Origin of the sequence: Frigidibacter sp. (assembly GCF_030695035.1) — a bacterium.
Taxonomy (GTDB): Bacteria; Pseudomonadota; Alphaproteobacteria; order Rhodobacterales; family Rhodobacteraceae; genus Frigidibacter.
The window spans coordinates 134151-159087 of record NZ_JAUYTT010000001.1 but is presented as its reverse complement, the minus strand read 5'-3'; the positions used below and the strand labels follow the sequence as shown (position 1 = coordinate 159087).

The window sequence follows — 24937 nt, the reverse complement described above, 5'->3', positions numbered from 1 at the left end:
AGAAAATTAATTTCTGGAGAATCATAGAATGCCAGACTGGCTAATAAACTTAAGCCAGCCTCAAGCTACACTTGGCTCAGGGGCAATCACTTTCCTCGGCGCAATTGCGGCAGTGCTACTCGGGTGGGGGCTATTCAGCGGGAAAGTTAGGGATGTAAAGTCTGCGCTCGACACGACAGACAAGCTGCTAACTGAGCATCAGGCTCGCGTTCAGCAGTCGCTCGCAGACATCGAGGAAAAGCTGAGCAGTCTCACGGCAAGCACCGCCCAGATCAGAGCAGATGTATCAGATAAGCAAGCGGTTGACGAAGAGGCCGATGTCGAACACGTCGAACAGTCTGCGCCTAGCGAATTGACATTTGATGATTTGTCATCCAGCTGGCTGAAGATAAGAGATCGCCTTGAAGAAATCGCTTCGGATTCGCGTATAGACGGCAGAACTGCAGCCAAGTATTCGCGCATCGACCGAAGAAGATATGCTGACCTCGTTACCTCCCTGATTCGAGATGAGCAGCTGGGAAGCAACGGGAAAGAGTTTCTCGAAGCAGCGCAAATTTGGGCGTCGCATCGTTCTAGAAAGAAGGCTCCATCTCAAGAGCAAATTCAGAGGATGGCCAATTTGGCACTCATCCTCGCGCCTCCGGGCTAACTCTCACGCCGATCTGGACGACGCCCGGGAGAACCTCTGTCTCCACGCCCTTGACCTGCGGCATGCACCTCCGGACTTGGACCGCAAACCCCACCCCGCTTGCATCGCATCCCGTTCCGGGTGAGAACGGACAGGAAACGTCGCAAAGGTTGCCCGATGCCCGCCCCCGCCTCTCCCCCGGTCCCCGATCCGATGCTGCGCCCTGCCAGCCTGCCCGAGGATCCGGGCGGGGCGGACCGGGCGCTGCGGCCGCAGGCGCTGTCGGAGTTCGTGGGGCAGGCCGAGGCGCGGGCCAATCTGCGGGTGTTCATCGAGAGCGCGAAGATGCGCGGCGAGGCGATGGATCACACGCTGTTCCACGGCCCCCCCGGCCTTGGCAAGACCACGCTGGCGCAGATCATGGCGCGCGAGCTGGGGGTGAGTTTCCGCATGACCTCGGGCCCCGTGATCGCCAAGGCGGGCGATCTGGCGGCGATCCTGACCAACCTTGAAGCGCGCGATGTGCTGTTCATCGACGAGATCCACCGGCTGAACCCGGCGGTGGAGGAGATCCTGTATCCGGCGATGGAGGATTTCGAGCTGGATCTGGTGATCGGCGAGGGGCCGGCGGCGCGCACGGTGCGGATCGAGCTGCAGCCCTTCACGCTGGTCGGGGCGACGACCCGGCTGGGGCTGCTGACGACGCCGCTGCGCGACCGCTTCGGCATCCCGACCCGGCTGCAATTCTATACCGAGGATGAGCTGGACCTGATCGTGGCGCGCGGGGCGCGGCTGATGGGGATCTCGGCCGATCCCGAAGGCACGCGCGAGATTGCGCGGCGGGCGCGGGGCACGCCGCGGATTGCAGGGCGGCTGCTGCGGCGGGTGGTGGATTTCGCGCTGGTCGAGGGCGACGGGCGGCTGACGCGCGAGATTGCTGATAGCGCGCTGACCCGGCTGGGGGTGGATCATCTGGGGCTGGACGGCGCTGACCGCCGCTATCTGATGCTGATCGCAGAGCATTACGCGGGCGGCCCGGTGGGGGTGGAAACGCTGTCGGCGGCGCTGTCCGAGGCGCGGGATGCGATCGAGGAGGTGATCGAGCCCTACCTGCTGCAACAGGGCCTGATCCAGCGCACCCCGCGCGGGCGGATGCTGGCGAGCCGGGCCTGGAGCCATCTGGGCATGGCCGCGCCGGTGCTGCCGGGGCAGACCGACCTTTTCGGCTGACGCCGCCGGCGGAGCGGGTATTCTGGGGCAAGAGCAAAGGGGGCAGGCAATGGTACGGGATCTGGACGGCTTGTCGGACATGGCGCAGGCCGTGTCGGATATCTACGCCGAACGCTTTGGCATCGACCGCGACGCGGCCTGGTATCTGGCCAAGCTGACCGAGGAGGCGGGCGAGTTGCAGGCGGCCTGGTTGAAGACCTCGGGGCGCGGGCGGGGCGAGGTGGACAAGCTCGCGCTGGAGGACGAGGCGGCGGATCTGCTGGCGATGGTGCTGCTGTTCGCGCGCTGGCAGGGCATCGACCTGCCCGCCGCCATGGCGCGCAAATGGGGGCGCTATCTGCCGGTCGAGGGTGCGGCATGACGGCGGAGGAGGTGACTGCGCTGTTTACCCGCGCATCGGGGGAATATCTGTTCGCCCGCTGGGGCCGGCCCATCGTGCCGGTGGTGTTCGGGGTGGATGATGCAACCCTGTCCACCGTCAAGGGCGCCATCGAGGCGGTGGTGGTACTGGCCGGGCACAAGATGGCCGAACATGACCCCGAGCTTGGCGCCAACCTGATGGTGTTCTTCCTGCGGGACTGGGCAGAGTTGCTGGAGGTGCCGAACCTTGACCGCCTGCTGGACGGGCTGGCGCCGCTGGTGGCGCGGCTGCAGGCGGCGGAGGCGAACCAGTACCGGGTGTTCCGCTTCGATCCCTCGGGCGCGATCAAGGCGGCGTTCGTCTTCGTGCGGATGGATGAGGCGCTGGCCGAGGTGCCGGCGGCGACGCTGGCGCTGAGCCAGGCGGTGCAGGTGATCGTGCTGTGGTCGGATGCGGCGTTCCGCGAGGCCTCGCCGCTGGGGCTGGTGGAGGGCGTGGCGGTGCTGCGGCCCGAGATCGCGGCGGTGATCCGCGCCGCCTATGACCCGGTGCTGCCGGTGGCGGCGCAGGAGGCCAGCCACGGGCTGCGGCTGGCGGCGCGGGCGGGGCGGCTGGCATGACGCATAGCTTTGCCCTGCGGGTCTATTACGAGGATACCGACCTCGCCGGGATCGTCTATTACGCCAACTACCTGAAGTTCATCGAGCGGGGGCGCAGCGAGTGGGTGCGCGGCCTCGGGCTGGATCAGGCGCGGCTGAAGGCGGAAACCGGGATCGTCTTCGCAGTACGGCGGGTGGAGGCGGACTATCTGCGCCCGGCCCGCTATGATGACGAGCTGGTGGTGGAAACGCGGCTGGTGACCATCAGCGCCGCGCGGATCGTGCTGGATCAGGCCGTCACGCGCGGCGGAGAGCGGCTGTTTCAGGCGCAGGTGGTGCTGGTCTGCATCGGCGAGGGCGGGCAGCCGGCGCGGGTTCCGGCAATGCTGCGGCAAAAGCTGATCCCGGCGCTGCACTGACGGCAGCATTCCGCCGTCCAAGGCGGCAGCGGGCGCGGAACTTGCCTCAACCGCAGCGCCGCAATGCGGCATTGACGCAGATGTGTTGGCATTTCCCCTTACCCTGTATAGAATCGCGTGTAATGAGAGCCGCGACAATGCGGCCCCACAACCGGCGAGCAGTACAGATATGGAAACCGAAGCCCTTGCGATGGCGCAGGAGATCGACTTCTCCTTGCTTGCGCTTTTTGCGCGCGCCACCCTGACCGTGAAACTGGTGATGCTGGTGCTGGCGATTGCCAGTATCTGGTCCTGGTCGATCATCGTGCAGAAGCTGCTGACCTATCGGCTGGCACAGCGCGAGGCGGCGATCTTCGACCGTGCCTTCTGGTCGGGTGAGCCGCTGGATGAGTTGTTCGAGAAGATCGGCAGCGCGCCCGATGGTGCCAGCGAGAAGATCTTTGCCGCCGGGATGCTGGAATGGCGCCGCAGCCACCGGCAGGATGGCGGGCTGATCGCCGGCGCGCAGGCGCGGATCGACCGGTCGATGGACGTGGCAATTGCCAAGGAGGCTGAGCGGCTGAACATGGGGCTGGGGGTGCTGGCCACCACCGGCGCGACGGCGCCGTTCATCGGCCTGTTCGGCACGGTCTGGGGCATCAAGACCGCGTTCGAGGAAATCGCCATTTCGCAAAATACCAGCCTTGCGGTCGTGGCACCGGGCATTGCCGAGGCGCTGCTGGCCACGGGCATCGGCCTGCTGGCCGCTATCCCGGCGGTGATCTTCTACAACAAGCTTTCCGCCGACAGCGACAAGATCGTGTCGGGCTATGAGGCCTTTGCCGACGAGTTTGCCACCATCCTCTCGCGCCAATTGGACGCCTGAGCCATGGGCGGGGGCGTTGCCAGAAAATCCGGCGGGGGCGGCCGGCGCGGGCGGCGGCGGGGCAAGCCTGCCGCGATGAGCGAGATCAACATCACGCCCTTCGTGGACGTGATGCTGGTGCTGCTGGTGATCTTCATGGTTGCCGCCCCGCTGATGACCGTTGGCGTGCCGCTGGAACTGCCCAAGACCGCCGCGCAGGCGGTGCCGACCGAGCAGGAAGAGCCGCTGACCATTTCGATCACCGCCGAAGGGCCGGTGATGATCATGAACACCGAAACGCCCGAGAACGAGCTGATCGAGAAGCTGCGCGCCATCGCGGCCGAGCGGAATGACGACAAGCTGTTCCTGCGTGCTGACGGGTCGATCCCCTATGAACGTGTGGTGCAGGTGATGGGCGCGCTGAATGCGGGCGGCTTCACCTCGATCATCCTCGTGACCGAGGCGGGCGGCCCCCGGTTCGATGGCGCGGTAGCGGCCCCGAGCGAGTAAAGGCAGCCCATGGCGAGCCCGGAAAAGATCGGCATGACGGTATCGGCGGCGGGGCATGCAGGGTTGTTCCTGTGGGCCGTGCTGGGTGGCTGGCTGTTCCAGCCGCAGGAAAGCCCGCCGGTCGAGATGGCCGAGGTCTCGCTGATGTCGGAAACCGAGTTTGCGGCGATTTCTGCAGCGGCCGAGGCAGCGGCGAGCCGCGCGCCGGTGGCCTCGCCTGAGGAGCCGTCGGCTCCTTCTGCGCCCGAAGCGCCGGAGCCTGAGGCGGCCCCGGCCGAGCAGCCGGCGGAGCCCGAGCAGGTAACGCCAGAGCCGCCGGCCCCCGAGCCTGCGCCCGAGCCCGATGTGGCGCCCGATGTCACCGAACTGACCCCCCCGGTGCCCGAAGTGCCCGAGGCCCCGCCGACGCCGCCGACCCCGCCGGTCGAAGAGCCGAGCGCGACGATTCTGACCGAGGTCAGCCCGCGGCCGAAGCCGCGCCCCGCGCCGCGCGTGGCACCGACGCCCGCCGAGGCGCCGGAACCCGACGCGCAGGTTGCAGAGACTGCGGTGGCGGAGACGGAGCCCGAACCCACGCCCGAACCCGAGCCGGTGCCGGAACCCCCGGTGGAAGAGGCCGCGCCGCCCGAGGCGACGACCGAGATTGTGACCGAGGCGACCGAAACCGACGAGGCCCCCGAAAGCTCTGCCCCCGCCGCGACGCCCCGGCCCCGGCAGCGCCCGGCAGCGCCCGCGCGCCCGGCCCCGACCGAGACGGCAGCGGCTGCGCCCGAACCAGCCGCGCCCGCACCTTCGCGTGAGGATGCGGTGGCGGATGCGCTTGCCGAGGCCCTGGCCGAAAGCGCCCCGGTGGAGGCGCCCGAGGCTGCCGCCGGGCAGGGACAGGCCCCGTCCGGCCCGCCGATGACCGCGGGCGAGAAGGATGCGCTGCGCGTGGCGGTGCAGGCCTGCTGGAATACCGGCTCGCTGTCTTCCGAGGCGCTGCAGGTAACGGTGACGGTGCGGGTGCTGATGTCGCAAGACGGCAAACCGCAGTCGAACAGCATCGAGATGCTGGGCTATGAGGGCGGATCGGATGCGGCGGCACGGCAGGCCTATGAGGCCGCCCGGCGTGCGATCATCCGCTGCGGCGCGACCGGCTATGACCTGCCGGCCGAGAAATATGACCAATGGGATGAGATCGAGATGATCTTCAACCCGACGAACATGAGGATCAAGTGATGGGCGCCGCGCAGGCCGTGCCCCTCCTCTGCAGGGCGGAACGATCCGCCCCGGTGCAGGTTGGTCACGCAGATGTGGCCGGGGCCGTCGTGCCCTTGCCATATGCTGCTGCAAGAAACGAGTTTCCAAGGGCGGCCGGCAAGGTCCCCAACAAAGAGGGTGTGACGCCGATGCTTCGCAGTTTGACATGGGCGCTGGCACTTGCCGGCGCAGCTTTCACAGCGGCGCCGGTGGCGGCGCAGGATGGCCCGCTGCGGCTGGAAATTACCGAGGGCGTGATCGAGCCTTTGCCCTATGCGGTGCCGGCCTTCGTGGCCGAGAATGCCGCTGCACAGCAATATGCCGCCGAAATCTCGCGCGTTGTCGCGTCCGACCTCAGCGGGACGGGCCTGTTCCGCGAGATCCCGGCCTCGGCCCATATCGCGCGGGTCACCAGCTTTGATGCGCCGGTGGGCTATGCCGATTGGAAGGCCGTGAATGCCGAGGCGCTGATCACCGGGGCCGTGTCGGTCTCGGGTGACCGGCTGACGGTGAAGTTCCGGCTTTATGACATCTATTCCGGCCAGCAACTCGGCGAGGGGCTGCAATTTGCCGCCACCACCGCCAGCTGGCGCCGCATGGCCCATAAGGTTGCCGATGCCGCCTATAGCCGGATCACCGGCGAGAGCGGCTATTTTGACAGCCGGGTGGTCTTCGTCGCCGAAGCCGGCCCCAAGGACCAGCGCCAGAAACGCCTTGGCGTGATGGATTACGACGGCGCCAATGTGCAGTACCTGACCGATAGCAGCACCATCGTGCTGGCCCCGCGCTTCTCGCCCACCGGCGACCGGGTGCTGTTCACCACCTTTGAAACCGGCTTCCCGCGGATCAAGCTGCTGAACGTGGCGTCTGTCACCGCGCAGCTGCTGCCGGAAACGCCGGGCACCATGACCTTCGCCCCACGCTTTTCGCCCGATGGGCGGCAGGTGGTCTATTCGCTGGAGCAGGGCGGCAATACCGACATCTGGAAGATGGACCTGAACACCGGCCAGTCGGTGCGGCTGACCAATACCCCGGCGATCGAGACCGGGCCGTCCTTCAGCCCCGATGGCAGCCGCATCGTGTTCGAAAGCGACCGGTCTGGCACCCAGCAGCTGTACGTCATGTCCGCCACCGGCGGCGAGCCGACGCGGATCAGCTTTGGCGAGGGCCGCTATGGCACCCCGGTCTGGTCGCCCCGCGGTGACCTCATCGCCTTCACCAAGCAGAACCAGGGCCGCTTCCACATCGGCGTGATGCGCACGGACGGCTCGGAAGAGCGGCTGCTGACCGCCTCGTTCCTCGATGAGGGCCCGACCTGGGCGCCGAACGGCCGGGTGATCATGTTCACCCGCGAAAGCGCCGGCGCGGGCGGCGAGCCGCGGCTGTACTCGGTGGATATCACCGGGCGGAACCTGAAGGCGGTGACCACCGATGGCGCAGCCTCGGACCCGGCCTGGTCGCCGCTGCTGCCCTGACGCGGCCTCTCAGGAGGGGCGTTTCCAAATCGCGGCCAGACTGTTAACCTGACGGCCAACGGCCATTCGACACATCTTATGGCCAAAGGCCAATAAACACAGGCGGAACGACATGAGACTGCACTCTTCGGCCCTACTTCTGATCGGCGTTCTGGCGCTGGCGGCTTGCAACAACCCCAACCGGTTCGGTGCGGGCGGCGCAGGCGGTGCGGGAGGCCCCGGCGGCTATGGCACCGACGGCATCGGCAGCGCCGGGCTTGGCGGCGCCAATGACCCGAACTCGCCGGCCTATTTCGCGCAGACCGTGGGTGACCGGGTGCTGTTCCAGGTGGACCAGTCGACGATCAACCCCGAGGCGCGGATGATCCTGACCGGCCAAGGCCAGTGGCTTGCAAGCCACCCGCAATACACCGCGATCATCGAAGGCCATGCCGATGAGCAGGGCACGCGCGAATACAACCTTGCGCTTGGCGCCCGTCGCGCCAGCGCCGTGCAGGAGTTCCTGGTCAGCCAGGGCGTCCAGCCCAGCCGTCTGCGCACCGTCAGCTATGGCAAGGAGCGCCCGCTGCAGGTCTGCTCGGATGAAAGCTGCTATGCCCAGAACCGCCGCGCCGTGACCGTGATCTCGGTCGGGGCCGGTAGCTGAGAACGGGGGGCGCGATGATCCGGCTTCCGGGCCTTGCCCTGTGCGTGTTTGCACTGGCCGCCCCCTTTGCAGGGGCTGCCAAGGCTGAAACGCTGGCCGATATCCGAGCCGAGCTGTCGCAGCTGGCCGCCTCGCTGCAATCGCTGAAGTCAGAGCTGGTCAGCTCTGGCACCGGCTTGCAGGCTGCGGGCGGCGCCACCGCGCTCGACCGGATGAACACGATGGAGGCGGAGCTATCGCGCCTGACATCGCAGACGGAAGAGCTGCAGAACCGCATCGACCGCGTGGTGTCGGATGGCACCAACCGGGTCGGCGATCTGGAGTTCCGTCTGTGCGAGATGGAGACGGGCTGCGACATCGCCAACCTTCCCATCACCACCACGCTTGGCGGCGAGGCAGGCAGCGCGGTCCCGGCGCTGCCGGTACCGGGGACGACTGCGCCGCCTTCGGGCGGAGCACAGCTTGCGGTGGGCGAGCAGGCGGACTTTGATCGGGCCCGGGCGGTGCTCGATCAAGGTGACTTTCGCGGCGCCGCTGACCTCTTTGCGACCTTTACCCAAACCTACACGGGTGGCCCCCTGACCGGCGAGGCGCATTTCCGGCGCGGTGAGGCGCTGACCAAGCTGGGCGAGACGGCGAATGCCGCACGCGCCTATCTGGAAGGCTTCTCGGGAAGCCCGGACGGGCCGTTCGCGGCCGACAACCTGCTGCGGCTTGGCACTTCGCTGGGGCAACTGGGGCAGGCGCAAGAGGCCTGCGTGACGCTGACCGAAGTGGGCACCCGCTTCCCGGGGCACCTTGCCACGGCCGAGGCGGCGTCGCAGATGCGCACCTTGGGCTGCCAGTGACGTGACGGGCGACCCGCTGCTGCGGACAGTGATTACGGCCTTGGCGCCCGGACGCATCGAGCGTCTGGGCGTTGCCGTGTCCGGGGGCGGCGATTCGGTGGCGCTGCTGCATCTGCTGGCGGCGTGGCGGGCGGAGGGCGGGCCGGATCTGGCGGCGGTGACGGTGGATCACGGGCTGCGGGCCGAGGCGGCGGTCGAGGCCGAGGCGGTGGCAGCGGCCTGCGCCGCCCTTGGCGTGCCGCATGCCGTGCTGCGCTGGCAGGACTGGGACCGGCGCGGCAACCTGCAGGACGCGGCGCGGCGGGCGCGGCAGCGGCTGATCGCGGAGTGGGCGGCGGGGCAGGGGACCCACGCTGTGGCGCTTGGCCATACTGCCGACGATCAGGCGGAAACGGTGCTGCTGCGGCTGGCGCGCGGGTCGGGTGTCGATGGGCTGTCGGGGATGGCGGCTGAGCGGTCTGCTGAGGGCGTGCTGTGGCTGCGGCCTCTGCTGGGAGCGCGCCGCGAGACGCTGAGGGACTGGCTGCGCGTCCGTGGGATCAGCTGGGCCGAAGACCCTTCGAATGACGATCCCCGCTTTGACCGGGTGAAGGCGCGGCAGGCGCTAGCGGCGCTGGCACCGCTGGGGCTGGACGCGGAGGGCCTGCTGGACACTGCCGCGCGGATGCGGATGGCGCGCGAGGCGCTGGCGCAGGCGGCGCTGGCGGCGGCGCGAGGGCTGGGGCGGATTGACGCAGGCGATGTGGTGCTGGCGGCGGGGTTTGCGGGTCTGCCCGAGGAAACCCGGCTGCGGATCGGCGCCCACGCCCTGCGCTGGATCGGCGGCGGCGACTATCGCCCCCGGCTCGCGGCGCTGCGGGGTGCGCTGGCGGCGGTGCAGGCCGGCAAACCTGCGACGCTGGCCGGATGCCTGCTGCTGCCCGAGGCGGGCGGGCTGCGGGTCACCCGCGAACCGCAGGCGGTGGTGGCCACAGTGGCCGTATCGGGCGAGTTGTGGGACGGGCGCTGGCGGCTGGAGGGCCCTGAGCCGGAGGGCTGCGATATCCGCGCGCTTGGCCCCGCTGGCCTCGCCCTCTGCCCCGACTGGCGCGAGACCGGCCGCCCCCATGCCGCCCTCGCCGCAGCCCCGGCGGTCTGGCGCGGCGCTGATCTGGTCGCCGCCCCCCTCGCCGGGCGACCGGCGGGTTGGCGCGCAGAGCTTGCCTGCGGCGACGAGGACTTCTTTCTCTCGCTGATCTTGGATTGAACCTGACCGCCAAATCCCTATTTTGAACGGCAAGTGACGCCGCGTGCCGCCAACGGCCCGGGGATGTCCGCACAAATGGAGGTTTCCCCCTTGGGTAACGCGCGCAATATCGCCTTCTGGGTCGTGCTGTTCCTGCTCATCCTGGCGCTGTTCAACCTGTTTTCAGGTGGGCAGAACACGATGAACAGCCGCTCGATCAGCTATTCGGAGTTCGTCCAGCGGGTGGACGCGGGCGAGGTGGCCTCGGTCACGCTCGACGGCGAGCAGGTGATCATGCGGGGGACCGATGGTCAGCAATATGTGACCGTGAAGCCCGACGGGGACCAGATCACCGAACGGCTGATCGCCAATAACGTCGAAGTGAAGGTCGAACGCCAACAGCAATCGGGCTTCCTGTCGATGTTGTCGCTGTGGCTGCCCTTCCTGCTGCTGATCGGCATCTGGATCTTCTTCATGAACCGGATGCAGGGCGGCGGCAAAGGCGGGGCGATGGGCTTTGGCAAGAGCCGCGCCAAGCTGCTGACCGAAAAGCAGGGCCGCGTGACCTTTGACGACGTTGCCGGGATCGACGAGGCCAAGGAAGAGCTGGAAGAGATCGTGGAATTCCTGCGCAACCCGCAGAAGTTCAGCCGCCTCGGCGGCAAGATCCCGAAAGGCGCGCTGCTGGTCGGCCCTCCGGGCACGGGTAAGACCCTGCTCGCCCGCGCCATCGCGGGGGAGGCCGGGGTTCCGTTCTTCACCATCTCCGGCTCCGACTTTGTGGAAATGTTCGTGGGTGTCGGCGCAAGCCGTGTGCGCGACATGTTTGAACAGGCCAAGAAGAACGCGCCCTGCATCGTGTTCATCGACGAGATCGACGCGGTGGGCCGCGCCCGGGGCGTGGGCATGGGCGGCGGCAATGATGAGCGTGAACAGACGCTGAACCAGCTGCTGGTCGAGATGGACGGGTTTGAGGCGAATGACGGCGTGATCATCATCGCCGCCACCAACCGCAAGGACGTGCTTGACCCGGCGCTGCTGCGCCCGGGCCGGTTCGACCGGCAGGTGACCGTCAGCAACCCCGATATCAAGGGCCGTGAGAAGATTCTGAACGTCCACGCCCGCAAGGTGCCGCTGGGGCCGGATGTGGACCTGCGCACCATCGCGCGCGGCTCGCCGGGCTTTTCGGGTGCCGACCTCGCCAACCTCGTGAACGAGGCGGCGCTGACCGCTGCGCGCAAGGGCCGCCGCTTCGTGACGATGGACGATTTCGAAAGCGCGAAGGACAAGGTGATGATGGGGCCGGAGCGCCGGTCGATGATCATGTCCGACGACGACAAGGAAATGACCGCCTATCACGAGGCCGGCCACGCCATTGTCGGGATCAAGCTGCCGAAATGCGATCCGGTCTACAAGGCGACCATCATGCCGCGGGGCGCCGCGCTTGGGATGGTGATGAGCCTGCCCGAGATGGACCGCCACAGCTGGCACAAGGACCAGATGAAGGACCGCATCGCCATGGGCATGGCCGGCAAGGCCGCCGAGGTGAAGAAATGGGGCGAAGAGCGGGTGTCTTCCGGTGCCAGCGGCGATATCCAGAACGTGTCGGCCGTGGCGCGCGCTATGGTGATGCGCTGGGGCATGTCGGAAAAGATCGGCAATATCGACTATTCCGAGGCGCATGAAGGCTATCAGGGCAATACCGGCGGCTTCAGCGTCTCGGCTGAAACCAAGCGCATGATCGAGGATGAGGTGAAGATCATCGTCGACGAGGGCTATACCCGCGCGATGAACATCCTGACCGAGCATGAGGAAGAGTTCGAGCGTCTGGCCCAGGGCCTGCTGGAATACGAAACCCTCACCGGCGACGAGATCAAGCGCGTGATGCGCGGCGAGCCGCTGGCCGATCCGGGCAATGACGAGACGCCGCCCTCGGGCAACGCGACCAGCGTGACGGCGATCCCGAAGACGACCAAGCCCAAGGCCCCCAAGGGCGGGCTGGAACCCGAGCCGACGGCCTGACGATGGCCGCCGGCAAGGATTGGAGCCCCGAGACCTATGCCCGGTTTCGGGGCCTGCGGCTGCGCCCGGCGCTGGACCTGTTGGCGCAGGTGCAGGATCTGCCCGAGGGCGATGTGATCGACCTTGGCTGCGGCAATGGCGCCGTGGGTCCGGCGCTGGCGGCGCTGTTCCCCGGGCGCAAGCTGATCGGCATCGACCAATCGCCTGCGATGCTGGCAGAAGCTGCGGCGACGGGCGCCTATCGCCGCTGCCTTGCCGAGGATGCCGCGGTGTGGGAGCCGGCCACGCCGCCGGCGCTGATCTTCTCCAACGCGGCGCTGCAATGGCTGGGCAATCATGACACGCTGCTGCCGCATCTGGCCGGGCTGGTTGGCCCGGGTGGCACGCTGGCGGTGCAGATGCCGCGCCAGTTCAATGCGCCCTCGCACCGCTTCTTGCGCGAGTTTGCGGCCGACATGTTCCCCGATCGTTTCGATTTCGTCGACTGGCATCCGCCGGTGCGCGCGCCTATGGACTATCATCGCCTGCTGGCGCCGCTCGGGCAGCTGAACGTCTGGGAAACCGATTACATCCACCGGCTTTGCCCGGACGGCACGGGCCACCCGGTGCGGCGCTTCACCGAAGGCGCGGCGATGCGGCCGTTTCTGGACCTGCTGACCCCGGCCGAGACAGACGCCTTCGTTGCGCGCTATGACGAGGCGCTGGCCTCCGCCTATCCGGCCGAGGATGATGGGTCCGTGCTGTTCCCCTTCCGGCGGGTGTTCATCGTGCTGCAGATGCCTGCGCATCCGTTCTGACCCGGAGGCTGCCATGCCTGTATTGAAACCCTGCGACGTCTGGGCCGAGATTGTCTGGCTGGGCCGCGTGGATGACCGCGCCGCGACTCTCGCCGCGACGCCGCTGCCCGAGCTTCACGCGACCTTTGCGGGGGTAGAGGGCGAGGAGCATGCGGGACTGACGCGCCCCTCCTGCTCTCGCGTCACGGCGCAATATCCGCGCAACACCGAGATACGCAACACGCGGCAGTTCTCCATCCTCGCGCAGGAAGACTTGGACGCCATCGCCGCTGCGATGGGGCTGGACAGCCTCGATCCGGCCTGGGTGGGCGCGAGCATGGTGGTGAAGGGGATCCCGGATTTCAGCCATGTGCCGCCCTCGTCGCGCCTGCAGGCAGGCAGCGGCGCGACGTTGGTGGTGGACATCGAAAACCGCCCCTGCACGCTGCCGGCCAAGGTGATCGACGCGGTGCACCCGGGGGCCGGCAAGCTGTTCAAGCCGGCTGCCAAGGGCAAGCGCGGGATCACGGCCTGGGTTGAACGGGAAGGGGTGTTCCGGCTGGGGGACCGTCTGCGCCTGCATGTGCCGGACCAGCCGGTCTGGGCACATCTGGCGGAGGTTAGGGGCTAACCCCCGAAAGGCTCAGACCAGAACGAGAAAGGTCGAGGCGAGGGCGAGTCCCAGGCCGAAGCCGAGATTGATGGCGATGGTTGCGGCACGCATTGCATGTCTCCTGCGGTGTCTTCACAGGCTAAACTCCGCCGGGCCGGCGAAGTTCCGCGCATCGCCACATTTCCCGAAAAACGCCCGATGTTTCCGATCGTCGCTGCGGCATCCGCACCCGGGGCGGATTCCTTGCGGTATCGGTCGCAAACCTGTGCGACCGTGGCTTGCGATGCGCTAAGGCGCTTGGCAGGGAAGGCGCAACAGACGCCCGGAGGGACCAGTGGCTGTCAATTCACACGGTGGCAAAACCGATATCGAGATCGCCCGCGTGGCGGTGAAACGCCCGATCCGCGAGATCGGCGCCAAGCTGGGCATCCCCGAAGAGGCCCTGATCCCTTATGGCCATGACAAGGCCAAGGTCGCGCAGGGCTTCGTTGCGGGGCTGGAGGGGCGGCCGGAAGGCAAGCTGATCCTCGTCACCGCGATCAGCCCCACCCCGGCGGGCGAGGGCAAAACCACCACGACCGTCGGCCTTGGCGATGCGCTGGCGCGGATCGGCAAGCGCACGGCAATCTGCATCCGTGAAGCGAGCCTTGGCCCGAATTTCGGCATGAAGGGCGGGGCCGCGGGCGGCGGCATGGCCCAGATCGTGCCGATGGATGAGATGAACCTGCATTTCACCGGCGATTTCCATGCGATCACCGCGGCGCATAACCTGCTGGCGGCGCTGATCGACAATCACCTCTACTGGGGCAACGCGCTGGATATCGACCCGCGGCGGATCACCTGGCGGCGGGTGATGGACATGAACGACCGCGCGCTGCGCGACATGGTGGTGGGCCTTGGCGGGGTGAAGAACGGCTTTCCGCGGCAGACCGGGTTCGACATCACGGTGGCCTCGGAAGTGATGGCGATCCTGTGCTTGGCGCGGGATCTGGCCGATCTGCAGGACCGGCTCGGCGCCATCGTCATCGGCGCCCGCCGCGACCAGAGCCCGGTTCATGCCCGCGACCTGAAGGCCGAGGGCGCGATGACCGTGCTGCTGAAGGAGGCGATGCAGCCGAACCTTGTGCAGACGCTGGAGCATACGCCGGCCTTCGTGCATGGCGGGCCCTTTGCCAATATCGCCCATGGCTGCAATTCGGTCATCGCCACCCGCACCGCGCTGCGGCTGGCGGATTACGTGGTGACGGAGGCGGGCTTCGGCGCCGACCTCGGGGCCGAGAAGTTCTTTGACATCAAGTGCCGCAAGGCCGGACTGGCCCCTGCTGCGGCGGTGATCGTGGCGACGGTGCGGGCGTTGAAGATGAACGGCGGCACCGCGCGGGCCGATCTGGGGCCCGAGGATGTGGCGGCGGTGGAGCGTGGCTGCGCCAACCTTGGCCGCCACATCGCCAACACCCGCGGCTTTGGCGTGCCGGTGGTGGTGGCGATCAACCATTTCACCGGCGATACCGCAGCGGAACTGGCCGCCGTGCAGGCCTTCTGCGCCGCGCAGGGCGTGCAGGCGGTGCTGTGCCGCCACTGGGCGGAAGGTGGTGCCGGGGCCGAGGATCTGGCGCGTGCGGTGGTGGCGCTGGCCGATACGCCCTCTGCCTTCGAGCCGCTCTATCCCGATGCGATGCCGCTGCTGGAGAAGATAGAGACGGTGGCGAAACGCATCTACCATGCCGCCGAGGTGGTGCCCGAGGCCGGCATCGCCGCGCAGCTGGCGGCCTGGGAGGCGGCGGGGCATGGGCATCTGCCGGTCTGCATCGCCAAGACGCAGTATTCCTTCTCGACCGATCCCAGCTTGCGCGGCGCGCCCTCCGGCCACTCCGTCCCGCTGCGCGAGGTGCGGCTGGCGGCAGGGGCGGGCTTCGTGGTGGCGATCTGCGGCGAGATCATGACCATGCCGGGCCTGCCCCGGGTGCCGGCGGCGGAAAGCATCCGCCTGAATGCCGCGGGCGAGATCGACGGGCTGTTCTGATGGGCCAAGCTGTTCTGATGGGGTTGAGCGGGCGCGCCAGATGTTGCAGAGCTTTGCGCGGCCCCTCCCCGGGGCCCAAGCGCCCCGAACCGCAGGCCCCCGCCTGCCACTGCAAGGTAGGAGAGCCCGCATGACCAAGCTTCCGCATATCGCCAGCATGGCCGAGTTGCGCCTTGAGATCGACCGGCTGGACACCGCGCTGGTCGACCTTCTGGCCGAGCGCATGGGGATGATCGACCGCGCCATCGAGCTGAAACCCGGCGAGGGCCTGCCCGCCCGGATCGAGACCCGTGTCGAGGATGTGGTGACCAAGGTGCGGGCGCGGGCGATTGTGGCAGGGCTGCCGCCCGAGCTGGCCGAAACATTGTGGCGCGAGATGATGGAGTTCTTCATCGCGCGCGAGGAAGACGTTCTTGGCAAAGGGGATGACGGGGAATGACGGCACGGATCATCGACGGCAAGGCCTTTGCAGCGCGGGTGCGCGGGCAGGTGGCGGAGGGCGTGGCGCGGCTGAAGGCCGATCACGGGATCACCCCCGGGCTCGCGGTGGTGCTGGTGGGCGAGGATCCGGCCAGCGAGGTCTATGTCCGCAACAAGGGCAAGCAGACGCTGGAGGCAGGCATGGCCAGCTTCGAGTACAAGCTGGCGGCGGACACGCCCGAGGCCGACCTGCTGGCGCTGATCGCGCGGCTGAACGCCGATCCGGCGGTGAATGGCATCCTGGTGCAGCTGCCGCTGCCAGGCCACATGAACGCCGATCTGGTGATCAATGCGATTGAACCCGGCAAGGACGTCGACGGCTTCCACATCCTCAATGTCGGGCTTCTGGGGACCGGGCAGAAGGCGATGGTGCCCTGCACGCCGCTGGGGTGCCTGATGATGCTGCGGGATCACCTCGGCAGCCTGTCGGGGCTGAACGCGGTGGTCGTGGGGCGCAGCAACATCGTCGGCAAGCCGATGGCGCAGCTGCTGCTGGCCGAAAGCTGCACGGTGACGGTGGCGCATAGTCGCACCAGGGATCTGGCGTCGGTCTGCCGGGGGGCGGATATCCTCGTGGCGGCGGTGGGCCGACCCGAGATGATCACCGGCGACATGGTGAAGCCGGGGGCGACCGTGATCGACGTCGGCATCAACCGGGTGGAGCGGGACGGCAAGACCCGCCTCGTCGGCGATGTGGACTTCGCCAGCGCGTCCGAGGTGGCGGGTGCGATCACTCCGGTGCCGGGCGGGGTGGGGCCGATGACCATCGCCTGCCTGCTGGCCAACACCCTGACCGCGACCTGCCGCGCGCATGGGCTGCCCGAGCCGGAGGGGCTGGCGGTCTGAGCCCGTCGCCCTGGCGCGCTGCCACCCGCCTCAGCCCGCAGGGTCCACCGCGATCATCGTGCCCTGCAACAGCGCGACGGTGCGGCGGGCGCCCGCCTCGGTTTCCGCCTCCACCTCGGCGGTAACGACAGTCAGCCGCCGCCCCGCCTTCACCACCCGCCCGGTGGCGATCAGCCGGGCGCCGGCGGCGGGGGCCATCAGGTTGATCTTCATCTCGACCGTCATCACCTCGGCGCCCTCGGGCATTGCGGTCAGCGCGGCATAGCCCGCGGCCGTATCGCCAAGCGCGAAGGTCAGCCCGGCATGGCCAACGCCGTGCTGCTGTCGGGCGTTTGCCCCGATCGGCGCGGTGATGGTGCAGCTGCCGGGCGCAAGCGCGTCAAGGCTGGCCCCGAATGTCTCCATCAGGCTCTGCTTGGCAAAGCTGGCGCGCACCCGTGCCTTGGTTCCCTCATCCATCGCGATTCCTATGTCTTTGGCGCAACGTTTTGGAAAACGCTACTCCACAACCCCGACGGGCGCCATTGCCCGCCCAAGGCGCAGCATCTAGGTGATCGGCCAGAAACTGGTTAATGGTGCTGCGGTTGACGACCTCGTTGTTCAAAGACTGGAAGCGCTTGTTCGCAAGCTGGAAGCGTGTGGTCTCGGCCCCGGCTGCTGTCGTGACGTGGTTCGTGCTGTCGATCATGACGACGCTTGCGGGGCCGTTTGGCAGCTATGAGGTGTTTCCGATCGCCCTGCGCGCCATCTACTGGCCGGTGTTGCTGGGGCTCGGAGTGTTGATCGGCTCCGCGGTGCGGGTGCTGGTCGAGGAGCGGATCTGCACACGCCGCATCTGGCCCGGGTCCTTCGTGATCTCGGCGATCAACGTGGTGCTGTTCACCCCGCCGCTCTATGCCATCACCCTTTGGCTGAGCGGACCGGGGGACACGACCCCCAGCCATGTGGAGTTCGGCTTCTTCGTATTCTGCGGCTCGCTGGGTGTCGGCGCGGTGCGGAACGTGATGGCGGATGCGCAAGTCGAACTGCCCTTACCGCCGCCGCCCCCGCAGGATGCGCTGCCCCGGCTGATCTACCGCCTGCCAGAAGAGCGGCAGGCACCCCTGCTGCGGTTGTCGGTGCGCGACCACTACGTTGTCATCCACACCGAGCTTGGTACAGACACGCTGCTGATGCGCTTTGCCGATGCGATGGCCGAGACGGACCCGGTGGACGGGCTGCAGGTGCACCGCTCGCATTGGGTGGCCGTGTCGGCGGTGGCAGAGGTGCTGAGGCGCGGCGGCAGGACGCTGCTGGTGATGCAGGACGGGGTCGAGGTTCCGGTCAGCCGCGCCTTCCAGGCCTCTGTCGCAGAGCGTTGGCCGGGCTGATCGCGGGGCCGGGGGGGACGCGGGGCATGGGCAGGCAGATCGCCCGTGGCCCGGTCAGCACCGCCACCGCATCAGGCCCCATCAGCGCCTCCAGCGCCGGGTCGGTGGTGACAAGCCCGCCGGTATAGGTGCCAAAAGCGGGCAGGATCATCCGCGCCCCGTCGATCAGGAAACAGGGGCGCGACAACGACTGCCCCTGTGCCGTGATCCGCGCCTTGGGGTGGTAATGTCCCGACACCTCGCCCGGCCCCGCCCCTGGCACGGCGATATGGCGAAACACCAGCGGCCCTTCGGCCCATTCCGCCAGATATGCGCCGCCAAGCCCCACCGGTCCCGGATCATGGTTGCCCGCGATCCAGATCCAGCGCCGCCCCGCCATCAGCCGCGCCAGCCACAGCGCCTCGGATTCGGGCAGTTCCGCCGCCCGCAGATCATCGAAACTGTCGCCAAGGCAGATCACCACCGAGGGATCCAGCGCCGCGATCTCGGTATCCAGCCGCTCCAGGGTGTCCACCGTCTCATAGGGCGGCAGCAGCGTGCCCCCCCGCCGGGCGATGCGCTCCGACTTGCCCAGATGCAGGTCGGACACACAGAGCAGCCCCGCCTCCGCCCACCACAAAGTCCCCGCCGCCCGCGCCAGCAGCCGCGCCCCCGCCAGAACGAACTCGAAACCCGTCTTCATCTTCGTTTTGGTCCAAATATCCCGGGGGTGCGGGGGCTGGCCCCCGCTGCTACGCCAGACCCGCCGCCACCATCAACCGCTCTGCCGCTTCCGCCAGCAGCCGCTCGCGGCCCGCACCCTGCACCGGCACTCGCCCCATTTCAAGGAACAGCGGCGCGGCCAGGGGCGGGATCCGCTCCAGCCGCCGCGTGTCGATGCGCCCGCCGATCCGGTCCAGCATCTCCTCGATGCGGCCGAAATCCACCAGCCCGCGCATCGCCTCTTCCGCGGTGATCCGCAGCATCAGATGGCCCGGGTCGTGGCGGCGCAGCGTGTCATAGAGGATGTCGGTCGAAAACGTCGCCTGCCGCCCGGACTTGCGCTGGCCGGGCAGGTTGCGCTCGATCAGCCCGGCGATCTGCGCCGTGGTGCGGAAGCTGCGCTTCATCACCGCGTTGCCCGCCAGCCATCCCTCCAGCCCCTCGCGCAGGCCTGCCGCGTCGAGCAGCGGGCCCGCATCCAGCACCGCGTCCAGCCCCCAGATCAGCACCGCATAGTCGGTGGCGACGAAGCCAAGCGGGTGCAGCCCCCGCTCCTCCATCCGCTTGGTGGCGAGCAATCCCAGCGTCTGCTGCGCATTGCGCCCGGCAAAGCCCCAGATACACAGGTGCTCGCGCCCCTCATAGGGGAAGCTCTCCACCAGCAGCCGGTTGCGCTGCGGCATCACCGACACCTCGGCCTGCAGCGCCAGCCAGCCCTGGGTGGCGGGGGGCAGGGCCGACCAGTCGCCGCTGTTCAGGATCGCCAGAATGCGGTCCGACAGCTGGGTCGAGGTGGCGAATTTGGTGCCGTCGAACACCGCCAGCTTCGGCTCTCGCCCCGGATCGCGGGTCACCTCCACCGTCAGCTCGCGGAGCCCGTCGAAGCGCACCACCTGGCCGCCCATCAGGAAGGTGTCGCCCTGCGACAGCGAGGCGGCAAAGGCCTCCTCCACCTCTCCCAGCGGGGTGCCGCCGCGGCCCTTCATCCGGACCTTCAGCTTTTCGGTATCGACGATGGTGCCAAGGTTCATGCGGATCATCCGGGACGTGCGCGGGTCGCGCAGCTGCCACAGGCCATCGCCCCGCTGCATAAGTCGCCGCCAGCGGTCATAGGCGCGCAGCGCATAGCCGCCGGTTGCGCAGAACTCGAGGCAGGCGTCGAAATCGGCGCGGGGCAGGGCGGCGTAGGGACCGGCGCGCGTCACCTCGGCATAGAACGCCCCCGCATCGAACGGCCCGGCGCAGGCGGTGGCAAGGATATGCTGGCACAGCACGTCGAGCGGCCCCGGCCCGCGCGGATCGCCATCGAGGTCATGCGCCTGCACCGCTTGTAGCGCCGCGATGCACTCCACCACCTCGAAGCGGTTGGCGGGCACCAGCATCGCCTTGGACGGCGCGTTGTAGCGGTGGTTTGCCCGGCCGATCCGCTGCACCAGCCGTTTCACGTTCTTGGGCGCGCCGACCTGGATCACCAGATCGACATTGCCCCAGTCGATGCCCAGATCGAGGCTGCCGGTGCAGACGATGGCGCGCAGCACGCCCGCCACCATCGCCGCCTCCACCCGCTCGCGCTGCTCCCGCGCAAGGCTGCCGTGGTGGATGCCGATGGGCAGGTCACCCGTATTCTGCAGCCAGAGGTCGTGAAAGAAGATCTCGGCCTGTGCGCGGGTGTTGTGGAAGATCAGCGTGGTCTGGTGGGCGCGGACCTGATCCAGAATGTCAGGGATCGCATAGCGCCCGCCGCCGCCCGACCAGGGCGGCGGCGCGGTGGTGCGCATCATGGTGATGTCGGGGTCCGGCCCCGGATCGGCATGCAACACGGCGCAGGGCTGCGGGGCAGAGGCCATGAAGCGGGCCAGAGCCGGCGGATCTTCCACCGTCGCCGACAGCCCTACCCGGCGCAGCCCGGGCGCGAGGGTGGCCAGCCGCGCAAGGCCCAGCATCAGCTGATCGCCGCGCTTGCTTTCAGCCAGCGCATGGATCTCGTCCACGATCACCCGCTGCAGCCCGTCGAAGATCCGCGGCGCATCCTCATAGCTCAGCAGCAGCGCGAGGCTTTCGGGCGTGGTCAGCAGGATCTGTGGCGGGTCGGCGCGCTGGCGCTTGCGCTGTGTGGTGGTGGTGTCGCCGGTGCGGTCCTCGACCCGGATCGGCAAGCCCATCTCGGCAATCGGCGCGGTGAGGTTGCGGCGGATGTCGGCGGCCAACGCCTTCAGCGGCGAGATGTAGAGAGTATGCAGCCCCGGGCGTGGCGCGGAGGCCAGTTCCGCCAGCGTCGGCAGGAAGCCCGCAAGCGTCTTGCCGCCCCCCGTGGGCGCGATCAGCAGCAGGGCGGGTTCCCCGGCGCGGGCCAGCATCTCCGTTTGATGCGGGTGCAGCGACCAGCTCCGGGCGGCGAACCAGTCGGTGATGGGGGGCGGCAGGCTGTTCATGCCGCAGAAGATAAGGTGCGGCGACGCAACTTGGCAGGGGTCTTGCCACCGAAAGCCGGGGCCCTTATCCCGGAGCAACCTTCAACGGCCCCGGACCCCTGATGCTGATCTCCTACGCACAGTCCCTCGTGCTGTTTGCCACGCCCAAGACCGGCTCCACCGCGCTGGAATACGCGCTGGCGCCCAGTTGCGACGTGCGGCTGACCGGCGCCCCGGCGCGCCGGCACACGAACATGCGCACCTATGAGGCGCGGATGGAGCCGAAGGTGCGCGCGCTCTGCCCCGAGGAACCGGATCTGGTGGCACTGGTGCGCGAGCCGCTCGACTGGCTGGGCAGCTGGTATCGCTACCGCGCCCGGCCGGGGATGAAGGCCCCGCAGAACAGCACTCGCGGCATGAGCTTTGAAGAGTTCATCGCGGGCTATCTCTCGGATACCCCGCCGCAACCCTCGCGGCTCGGCTCGCAAACCGACTTCATGGCCCGCGCGGATGGCAGCTGCGGCGTGACGGCACTGTTCCCGTATGAGCGCTTCGATGAGGCCGCCGCCTATCTGCGGCGCAAGCTGGAAACTGTGGCAGAACCCGATGCGGTGAACGTCTCGCCCGTCGCCGAGCTGGCCTTGTCGCCGGAGCTGGAGGCTCGGCTGCGCGAGGAGCGGACCGCGGACTTCGCGCTGCACCAGCAGGCGCTGGCGGGCTGGGACGCGCTGGCGGCGCGGATCGGCCTATAGCACCATCGGCGCCTGAGCCTTCAGTGCTCCACCTCTGAATCGTCCACGAACATGTTGGCCCAGGCCCGGTCGATCAGCTCGGGCGACATCTGGTGCGGGATGCCCTCGAACTCGCAGATGGCGATCATCTGGTCGATCAGGAACACCGGCTGGTAGTTGGCATAGACGTTGTCGATGGTCGGGTACTTTACCTTCAAGAGGTGGATCAGCGCCTTTTCGTTCAGTGGCACCCGCTTCTTGCGCGCGACGAGCGCGAAGATCTTCAGGAAGTTCTCCTGGCTCGGCCCGTCGATCTTGATCTTGAAGAAGATCCGCCGCAGCGCGGCCTTGTCGAAGATGCTGTTGGGGTGGAAGTTGGTGGAGAAGATCACCAGCGTGTCAAAGGGCACCTCGAACTTCTCGCCCGATTGCAGGGTCAGGATGTCCTTGCTTTCCTCCAGCGGCACGATCCAGCGGTTGACCAGCTTCTGCGGCGGCTCTGCTTGTCGGCCAAGGTCATCGACGATGAACACGCCCCCGGTGGATTTCAGCTGCAGGGGCGCGGTATAGGTCCGCGCCGTGGGGTTGTAGGTCAGGTCCAGCATCTCCAGCGTCAGCTCGCCCCCGGTGATCACCGTCGGGCGGTCGCACAGCACATAGCGGGTGTCGAAGCGGTTGGCGTTTCGGCGAAGTGTTGTCGCATCCTCCACCGCGGCCTCGGCGGAGGAATGCACGATCGGGTCATAGACGGTGATGACCTGCCCGGAATATTCGATGGCCAGCGGCACATAGATCCGGTCGCCGAGGGCGTCGCGGATGCCGTTGGAAATGCTCGACTTGCCGTTGCCGGGCGGGCCATACATCAGTACCGACCGGCCAGAGCCCACTGCCGGGCCCAGCTGGTCCAGCAAAGCGGGCGGCAGGATCAGGTGTCCCATCGCCTTTGTCAGCTGCGCGCGGGTCAGGGTGATGTTGCGGATCGACTGCCGCATGATCTGTTCGCGGTAGCTGTCCATCGGAACCGGCATCGCGCCGAAATACTCCGACTGCGCGAGGGCATCCAGCGCGCGGGCCTTGCCGGCATCGGTCAGCTGATAGCCCATCGCACTGCCCGAGGTGGCGTGCAGCGTGCCCGTCGCCTCCAGCAGGCGCTGGCTGCGCGCGAGGTCCACCAGCTCTTGCGCCACGCTGACCTGCACGCAGCAGATGCGGGCGATATCGGGGACCAGTTCAAGGTTCATCCGGAACATGGTCTTCAGGAGGATGTCCCGCATCATCACCATCGACAGCCCGGTTTCGGCCATCGTGCGCGGGGCGGGCGGGGCGGTGACGGCGGTGGCCTGCATGTTCATGCGGATGTCCCTGACTGCGCTTGGCTACTGCGCTTGGCTTTTGTACGATTCTATCTGCGGGGGGAGCGTCCAACAATGGAAATGCACCGCATCCTTCGCGGCCGGGGTCTGTCGGTGACCGCTGGCAGGCAATCGTTTCGCAAAGCTGCGGGCGCCGCCGCCTGGGCGGCCCAGCCTGCTTGGCGGACCTCGCTTTATATCTTGCTTGGGAAGAACGCCCCGTATGTCTCGGGGAAGGCCGCGAAAATCAGATAGCACACCACGGTTCCCGCAATGGCGAGGCCCATCGGGAAGTCCTTGCGCGTCCAGCTGACCCAGTCGGGCGTTTGCTGGCGCACGGCGGGGATGGAGCGGGCGATGCGGTGCATGGTGAAGGCGCCCAGCAAGAAGGCGGCGAAGAGCGGCGGGATCAGCGGCGCCTGCTCTACCGCCACGAAGGGCGCGGCGGCCGCGGCGAACTTCACATCACCGGCGCCGACCCCGGCGACGAGGTGCAAGATGAACCCGACGGCCAGGATCACCACGTAATGCAGCCAGCGCCAGGCCCAGACCTCGACCGGCAGCACCAGAAATCCCGCCACCGCAAAGATCACCAGCAGCAGCCGCCCCGCACCATTGCGGATCTTCATGAACTTGAGGTCCGACCAGCAGACATGCAGCGCCACTGGCGTCACCAGAACCAGAAACACCAGCGCCGCAGTCTGCGGGGAAACGCCCAGCATCGCTTAACCCTGCCCGCCGGCTTCCAACGCCCCGAGAGCGCGGACCGCTTCCTCGAAATGCTGGGGATGGGTCTCGATGGCGTCCCGCAGAAGGCCCTTGCCGATGGTGACATCGCCCTGCTTGATCGCCGACAGCGCGGCCGTATACAGCAGCATCGCCCGTTCGGTCTGGTTCATCTGCACGATGGGCATGTCATATTTGCGCTGCCCGGCCCGCGCCATGATCAGATTGTTCTTGGCGGTGAACAGCCCCTCGTCATGGGTCAGCGCCTCGTTGAACAGCTTTTCGGCACCAGCGAAGTCGCGGCGGTTCAGCTTGGAATAGCCCCAGTTGTTCAGGACGTTGGCGGGCCGGGTCGTCAGCCCCGCAGCGATTTCATAGAAGCTGTCGGCCTTGGCCCAGTTCTTGTTGCTGTCGGCGACCATCGCTTCCAGCCGGTAGCGCTCATAGGTCTCATGCGTTGGCGGCACCTTGTTCAGCTCTGCCTCGGCGCGCTTCCAGTCGCCTGCGCGGATCAGGGTGTCGGCATACTCGACGCGGTCATCCGCCGTGCCCTCGGGGCTGGCGATGATCTGGGTCCAGAGCGCGGCCGCCTCGGTCGGGCGCTTGGCGCGCACCAGCGACCGGGCAAGCCCCCGGCGCAGGTCGATCCGGTCGGGCTGTTCCGACGTGGCGCGCTGGAAATAGGCGACTGCCTCATTCGGGTCGGCCACGGTCAGCATGATGTCGTTGAGGTTGGTTTCGTCAATGACGTTGACGCTTTTCACGGCGCGTTCGACATCAGCGTCAGAGGTGCCCCCACAGCCAGACAACAGGGCCGCCGCGCCAAGGCACAGCGTCAGCAACACGGGGTGGCGCATC

At 67.7% G+C, this 24937-nt stretch carries 26 protein-coding genes; 20 read left to right on the top strand and 6 right to left on the bottom strand.

The features are described from left to right. The first annotated feature begins 28 nt into the window (after nucleotides 1-28). From Q8S30_RS00760 to folD, 18 genes are all read left to right on the top strand, one after another. Nucleotides 29-649: a hypothetical protein gene (locus Q8S30_RS00760; RefSeq protein ID WP_305664135.1), complete on the top strand. Its 621-nt coding sequence runs from the start codon at nucleotides 29-31 to the stop codon at nucleotides 647-649. A 156-nt stretch (nucleotides 650-805) separates the two neighbouring features. Beyond that, nucleotides 806-1858, top strand: coding sequence for a Holliday junction branch migration DNA helicase RuvB (gene ruvB, locus Q8S30_RS00755; RefSeq protein WP_305664134.1), 1053 nt, complete (start codon nucleotides 806-808; stop codon nucleotides 1856-1858). Between the two features lie 49 nt (nucleotides 1859-1907). Continuing rightward, complete coding sequence (locus tag Q8S30_RS00750; RefSeq protein WP_305664133.1) at nucleotides 1908-2219, top strand: MazG nucleotide pyrophosphohydrolase domain-containing protein; 312 nt, start codon at nucleotides 1908-1910, stop codon at nucleotides 2217-2219. Then, on the top strand, nucleotides 2216-2839 hold the full coding sequence (locus tag Q8S30_RS00745) for a hypothetical protein (RefSeq protein WP_305664132.1): 624 nt from the start codon (nucleotides 2216-2218) through the stop codon (nucleotides 2837-2839). The genes Q8S30_RS00750 and Q8S30_RS00745 overlap by 4 nt, the downstream gene beginning before the upstream one ends. Then, nucleotides 2836-3237 (top strand): tol-pal system-associated acyl-CoA thioesterase, encoded by a 402-nt coding sequence (gene ybgC, locus Q8S30_RS00740; protein ID WP_305664131.1) that lies wholly within the window; start codon nucleotides 2836-2838, stop codon nucleotides 3235-3237. Before Q8S30_RS00745 ends, ybgC begins: the two co-directional genes overlap by 4 nt. A 169-nt stretch (nucleotides 3238-3406) precedes the next feature. Next, complete coding sequence (tolQ, locus tag Q8S30_RS00735) at nucleotides 3407-4102, top strand: protein TolQ (protein ID WP_305664130.1); 696 nt, start codon at nucleotides 3407-3409, stop codon at nucleotides 4100-4102. A gap of 3 nt (nucleotides 4103-4105) precedes the next feature. Next, nucleotides 4106-4591 carry a protein TolR gene (gene tolR / locus Q8S30_RS00730; protein ID WP_305664129.1) on the top strand — a complete coding sequence of 162 codons (486 nt, stop codon included), beginning with the start codon at nucleotides 4106-4108 and terminating at the stop codon, nucleotides 4589-4591. A 9-nt stretch (nucleotides 4592-4600) separates the two neighbouring features. Then, on the top strand, nucleotides 4601-5812 hold the full coding sequence (locus tag Q8S30_RS00725; RefSeq protein WP_305664128.1) for a hypothetical protein: 1212 nt from the start codon (nucleotides 4601-4603) through the stop codon (nucleotides 5810-5812). 170 nt (nucleotides 5813-5982) lie between these two features. After that, nucleotides 5983-7308 carry a Tol-Pal system beta propeller repeat protein TolB gene (gene tolB, locus Q8S30_RS00720; protein WP_305664127.1) on the top strand — a complete coding sequence of 442 codons (1326 nt, stop codon included), beginning with the start codon at nucleotides 5983-5985 and terminating at the stop codon, nucleotides 7306-7308. Nucleotides 7309-7420: 112 nt separating this feature from the next. Next, the gene (gene pal / locus Q8S30_RS00715; protein WP_305664126.1) at nucleotides 7421-7954 is read left to right on the top strand and encodes a peptidoglycan-associated lipoprotein Pal; all 534 of its coding nucleotides are present in this window, start codon (nucleotides 7421-7423) and stop codon (nucleotides 7952-7954) included. A 14-nt stretch (nucleotides 7955-7968) separates the two neighbouring features. Then, complete coding sequence (gene ybgF, locus Q8S30_RS00710; protein WP_305664125.1) at nucleotides 7969-8802, top strand: tol-pal system protein YbgF; 834 nt, start codon at nucleotides 7969-7971, stop codon at nucleotides 8800-8802. 16 nt (nucleotides 8803-8818) lie between these two features. Continuing rightward, the gene (gene tilS, locus Q8S30_RS00705) at nucleotides 8819-10048 is read left to right on the top strand and encodes a tRNA lysidine(34) synthetase TilS (RefSeq protein WP_371135412.1); all 1230 of its coding nucleotides are present in this window, start codon (nucleotides 8819-8821) and stop codon (nucleotides 10046-10048) included. A 90-nt stretch (nucleotides 10049-10138) separates the two neighbouring features. Then, nucleotides 10139-12049, top strand: coding sequence for an ATP-dependent zinc metalloprotease FtsH (gene ftsH / locus Q8S30_RS00700; RefSeq protein ID WP_305664192.1), 1911 nt, complete (start codon nucleotides 10139-10141; stop codon nucleotides 12047-12049). A 2-nt stretch (nucleotides 12050-12051) separates the two neighbouring features. Then, on the top strand, nucleotides 12052-12846 hold the full coding sequence (locus Q8S30_RS00695; protein WP_305664123.1) for a methyltransferase domain-containing protein: 795 nt from the start codon (nucleotides 12052-12054) through the stop codon (nucleotides 12844-12846). 13 nt (nucleotides 12847-12859) lie between these two features. Beyond that, complete coding sequence (locus Q8S30_RS00690; protein WP_305664122.1) at nucleotides 12860-13456, top strand: MOSC domain-containing protein; 597 nt, start codon at nucleotides 12860-12862, stop codon at nucleotides 13454-13456. A 316-nt stretch (nucleotides 13457-13772) separates the two neighbouring features. Then, entirely contained in the window at nucleotides 13773-15461 is a 1689-nt protein-coding gene (locus Q8S30_RS00685) for a formate--tetrahydrofolate ligase (RefSeq protein WP_305664121.1), read from the top strand. 130 nt (nucleotides 15462-15591) lie between these two features. Continuing rightward, nucleotides 15592-15900, top strand: coding sequence for a chorismate mutase (locus tag Q8S30_RS00680; protein ID WP_305664120.1), 309 nt, complete (start codon nucleotides 15592-15594; stop codon nucleotides 15898-15900). Continuing rightward, nucleotides 15897-16787 (top strand): bifunctional methylenetetrahydrofolate dehydrogenase/methenyltetrahydrofolate cyclohydrolase FolD, encoded by an 891-nt coding sequence (gene folD, locus Q8S30_RS00675; protein WP_305664119.1) that lies wholly within the window; start codon nucleotides 15897-15899, stop codon nucleotides 16785-16787. The genes Q8S30_RS00680 and folD overlap by 4 nt, the downstream gene beginning before the upstream one ends. A gap of 30 nt (nucleotides 16788-16817) precedes the next feature. Here folD and Q8S30_RS00670 read toward each other — a convergent pair whose 3' ends face one another. After that, nucleotides 16818-17246, bottom strand: a complete 429-nt coding sequence (locus tag Q8S30_RS00670) for a PaaI family thioesterase (protein WP_305664118.1) — start codon at nucleotides 17244-17246, stop codon at nucleotides 16818-16820. 113 nt (nucleotides 17247-17359) lie between these two features. On the opposite strand from Q8S30_RS00670, the gene Q8S30_RS00665 reads away from it, so the two are divergent. Beyond that, nucleotides 17360-18157: a LytTR family DNA-binding domain-containing protein gene (locus Q8S30_RS00665; protein ID WP_305664117.1), complete on the top strand. Its 798-nt coding sequence runs from the start codon at nucleotides 17360-17362 to the stop codon at nucleotides 18155-18157. Here Q8S30_RS00665 and pdeM read toward each other — a convergent pair. Further along, nucleotides 18111-18839 (bottom strand): ligase-associated DNA damage response endonuclease PdeM, encoded by a 729-nt coding sequence (gene pdeM, locus Q8S30_RS00660; protein WP_305664116.1) that lies wholly within the window; start codon nucleotides 18837-18839, stop codon nucleotides 18111-18113. The two genes, Q8S30_RS00665 and pdeM, sit on opposite strands and share 47 nt — an antisense overlap. Nucleotides 18840-18888: 49 nt before the next feature. After that, entirely contained in the window at nucleotides 18889-21291 is a 2403-nt protein-coding gene (locus Q8S30_RS00655) for a ligase-associated DNA damage response DEXH box helicase (protein ID WP_305664115.1), read from the bottom strand. Between the two features lie 101 nt (nucleotides 21292-21392). Here Q8S30_RS00655 and Q8S30_RS00650 point away from each other — a divergent pair, with 101 nt between their 5' ends. Next, complete coding sequence (locus Q8S30_RS00650; RefSeq protein ID WP_305664114.1) at nucleotides 21393-22022, top strand: gamma-glutamyl kinase; 630 nt, start codon at nucleotides 21393-21395, stop codon at nucleotides 22020-22022. A gap of 20 nt (nucleotides 22023-22042) precedes the next feature. Here Q8S30_RS00650 and Q8S30_RS00645 read toward each other — a convergent pair whose 3' ends face one another. The 3 genes from Q8S30_RS00645 to Q8S30_RS00635 form a co-directional block, all read right to left on the bottom strand. Further along, nucleotides 22043-23353 (bottom strand): ATPase, encoded by a 1311-nt coding sequence (locus tag Q8S30_RS00645; protein WP_305664113.1) that lies wholly within the window; start codon nucleotides 23351-23353, stop codon nucleotides 22043-22045. A gap of 194 nt (nucleotides 23354-23547) precedes the next feature. Further along, entirely contained in the window at nucleotides 23548-24075 is a 528-nt protein-coding gene (locus Q8S30_RS00640; protein ID WP_305664112.1) for a prepilin peptidase, read from the bottom strand. Nucleotides 24076-24078: 3 nt separating this feature from the next. Next, on the bottom strand, nucleotides 24079-24936 hold the full coding sequence (locus tag Q8S30_RS00635) for a tetratricopeptide repeat protein (RefSeq protein ID WP_305664111.1): 858 nt from the start codon (nucleotides 24934-24936) through the stop codon (nucleotides 24079-24081). Nucleotide 24937 lies beyond the last annotated feature (1 nt).

Coding starts and splice junctions, on each gene's coding strand:
- Q8S30_RS00760 (WP_305664135.1), top strand. CDS start 29: ATGCCAGACTGGCTAATAAACTTAAGCCAGCCTCAAGCTACACTTGGC.
- ruvB (WP_305664134.1), top strand. CDS start 806: ATGCCCGCCCCCGCCTCTCCCCCGGTCCCCGATCCGATGCTGCGCCCT.
- Q8S30_RS00750 (WP_305664133.1), top strand. CDS start 1,908: ATGGTACGGGATCTGGACGGCTTGTCGGACATGGCGCAGGCCGTGTCG.
- Q8S30_RS00745 (WP_305664132.1), top strand. CDS start 2,216: ATGACGGCGGAGGAGGTGACTGCGCTGTTTACCCGCGCATCGGGGGAA.
- ybgC (WP_305664131.1), top strand. CDS start 2,836: ATGACGCATAGCTTTGCCCTGCGGGTCTATTACGAGGATACCGACCTC.
- tolQ (WP_305664130.1), top strand. CDS start 3,407: ATGGAAACCGAAGCCCTTGCGATGGCGCAGGAGATCGACTTCTCCTTG.
- tolR (WP_305664129.1), top strand. CDS start 4,106: ATGGGCGGGGGCGTTGCCAGAAAATCCGGCGGGGGCGGCCGGCGCGGG.
- Q8S30_RS00725 (WP_305664128.1), top strand. CDS start 4,601: ATGGCGAGCCCGGAAAAGATCGGCATGACGGTATCGGCGGCGGGGCAT.
- tolB (WP_305664127.1), top strand. CDS start 5,983: ATGCTTCGCAGTTTGACATGGGCGCTGGCACTTGCCGGCGCAGCTTTC.
- pal (WP_305664126.1), top strand. CDS start 7,421: ATGAGACTGCACTCTTCGGCCCTACTTCTGATCGGCGTTCTGGCGCTG.
- ybgF (WP_305664125.1), top strand. CDS start 7,969: ATGATCCGGCTTCCGGGCCTTGCCCTGTGCGTGTTTGCACTGGCCGCC.
- Q8S30_RS00695 (WP_305664123.1), top strand. CDS start 12,052: ATGGCCGCCGGCAAGGATTGGAGCCCCGAGACCTATGCCCGGTTTCGG.
- Q8S30_RS00690 (WP_305664122.1), top strand. CDS start 12,860: ATGCCTGTATTGAAACCCTGCGACGTCTGGGCCGAGATTGTCTGGCTG.
- Q8S30_RS00680 (WP_305664120.1), top strand. CDS start 15,592: ATGACCAAGCTTCCGCATATCGCCAGCATGGCCGAGTTGCGCCTTGAG.
- folD (WP_305664119.1), top strand. CDS start 15,897: ATGACGGCACGGATCATCGACGGCAAGGCCTTTGCAGCGCGGGTGCGC.
- Q8S30_RS00670 (WP_305664118.1), bottom strand. CDS start 17,246: ATGGATGAGGGAACCAAGGCACGGGTGCGCGCCAGCTTTGCCAAGCAG.
- Q8S30_RS00665 (WP_305664117.1), top strand. CDS start 17,360: ATGGTGCTGCGGTTGACGACCTCGTTGTTCAAAGACTGGAAGCGCTTG.
- pdeM (WP_305664116.1), bottom strand. CDS start 18,839: ATGAAGACGGGTTTCGAGTTCGTTCTGGCGGGGGCGCGGCTGCTGGCG.
- Q8S30_RS00655 (WP_305664115.1), bottom strand. CDS start 21,291: ATGAACAGCCTGCCGCCCCCCATCACCGACTGGTTCGCCGCCCGGAGC.
- Q8S30_RS00650 (WP_305664114.1), top strand. CDS start 21,393: ATGCTGATCTCCTACGCACAGTCCCTCGTGCTGTTTGCCACGCCCAAG.
- Q8S30_RS00645 (WP_305664113.1), bottom strand. CDS start 23,353: ATGAACATGCAGGCCACCGCCGTCACCGCCCCGCCCGCCCCGCGCACG.
- Q8S30_RS00640 (WP_305664112.1), bottom strand. CDS start 24,075: ATGCTGGGCGTTTCCCCGCAGACTGCGGCGCTGGTGTTTCTGGTTCTG.
- Q8S30_RS00635 (WP_305664111.1), bottom strand. CDS start 24,936: ATGCGCCACCCCGTGTTGCTGACGCTGTGCCTTGGCGCGGCGGCCCTG.